Origin of the sequence: Phaeovulum veldkampii DSM 11550 (assembly GCF_003034995.1) — a bacterium.
Classification (GTDB): domain Bacteria; phylum Pseudomonadota; class Alphaproteobacteria; order Rhodobacterales; family Rhodobacteraceae; genus Phaeovulum; species Phaeovulum veldkampii.
Map to the genome: position 1 here is coordinate 1 of NZ_PZKF01000102.1, position 1,576 is coordinate 1,576.

The following is a 1,576-nucleotide window of genomic DNA, read 5'->3' on the forward strand; positions in this document are numbered from 1 at the left end:
AACGTGACGGTGCAGGCTTTGTCGTCCCGGCAATCTTGCTCGCCGAAGCATTCGGACTGACCGAGTCCGACGTTCGCGAGTCGATGCGCACCGGTGCCCTGACATCGATCTGCGAGGCCGGGGTGGGGACGGACGCGGGACGCTGGCGCCTGACGTTCCGCTACATCAATCGCGCCTGCCGGTTCACGGTCGACGAGGCAGGAACGATCCTGTCGAGTTCTCGCTTTCCGGTGCGGGACCGATCGTCTGACTTGGAACGTTGACTCCTTCATCCGATTATGTAAGTGATTAATCACTTACTTTCTTGGATGAATCGATGCGCAAGACGTCAGATCTCCGCAAGGCTGAAATCGTGGCAACGATCCTAGCCTTGGCCGACCAGATCGGCCCGGACCGGGTGACGACAGGCGCCGTCGCCAACGAAGTCGGCGTGACGCAGGCTGCACTGTTCAGGCATTTTCCAACAAAGGCTGCAATGTGGAGTGCCGTGGCCGACCAGGTGGCCGAAACGCTGACCCATGCCTGGAATGCGGCTGTGGCACTGAGTGAGCTGCCGGTTGACAGGATCAGGGCCCTGATCCGGGCGCAACTGGACCAGATCGCAGCAACACCCGCGATGCCCATGCTGCTGTTTTCCCGCGAACTGAATGTCGAGAACGCGGCCTTGCGCACGGCATTCCACGGGCGGCTGACCGCTTTCCATGGCCATCTTATGCGCGAAGTCGAGCTGGGCCAGCAGTCCCATACCCTGCGCGATGACGTTGCAGCGGCGGATGTGGCGGTCTTGCTGACTTCCCTGGTGCAGGGGGTGGCGATCCGCTGGTCACTGGGCGCGCGCGACTTTGGCCTGCAGGCCGAAGGGCTGCGCCTTCTGGATGTCCAGCTGCACCTGCTTGGGGTGGAAGGAGGCTGATCGATGCGGACCATCTGGATCATCGCGGTGGTGGCGGCCCTGAGCATCGGTGCAGGAGCGATGTACCTGACCGAGCATCCGTTGACGGTGGCGGTCGTGCAGCCCGAAACCGATGTGGCCCTTCGCATCTACGGGCTCGGAACCGTCGAGGCGAGGGTACTGGCGCGCGTAGGATTTGAGTCCAGCGGAACACTGATGTCGCTTACGGTCGATGCAGGTGACCGCGTGGCACAGGGGCAAGCGCTGGCCGCGCTGAATCAGGATGAGCAGGAGGCGCGGCTCGCGCGTGCCCAGGCCGCCGTGGCGGCGAACGCTGCCAATCAGGCCAAGGCCGAAGCGGCTGTCCTCCGCGCCACGGCAATCCTGGCGCAGCGCGAGGCGGCCAACCGCCGGCAGGCCGAGTTGACCCGACAGGAAGCCGCATCCATCCAGCGCGCGGAGGAGGCGCAGCGAGATGAAGACGTCGCTCGTGCTGACGTGAAAGTTGCCGAAGCGGAACTCGCCGTCATTCGCGCTCAAGGGCAGGATGCAGTCGCTGCCCTGCAACTTGAACAGACGCTGCTGGACCGTCACCGCTTGACCGCGCCCTTTGATGCGCTGGTTGTGACACGCCTGGCCGAAACCGGGGCCGTGGTTCGGTCAGGCGATCCGATCTTTACCCTG

At 64.0% G+C, this 1,576-nt stretch carries 3 protein-coding genes; all 3 read left to right on the forward strand.

Annotated features, from left to right (window positions below):
- Window positions 1–263, forward strand: a 263-nt coding sequence (locus C5F46_RS16035) for a DUF6522 family protein (RefSeq protein ID WP_107326293.1), incomplete at its 5' end; no start/stop codon positions are given.
- A 53-nt stretch (window positions 264–316) separates the two neighbouring features.
- Window positions 317–913 (forward strand): TetR/AcrR family transcriptional regulator, encoded by a 597-nt coding sequence (locus tag C5F46_RS16040; protein WP_107326294.1) that lies wholly within the window; start codon window positions 317–319, stop codon window positions 911–913.
- A 3-nt stretch (window positions 914–916) separates the two neighbouring features.
- The coding region (locus C5F46_RS16045) for an efflux RND transporter periplasmic adaptor subunit (RefSeq protein WP_146160260.1) at window positions 917–1,576 on the forward strand (660 nt) is incomplete at its 3' end.

Excerpts from the sequence above, each read along its gene's own strand:
- C5F46_RS16040 (WP_107326294.1), top strand. The coding sequence starts at position 317 with ATGCGCAAGACGTCAGATCTCCGCAAGGCTGAAATCGTGGCAACGATC.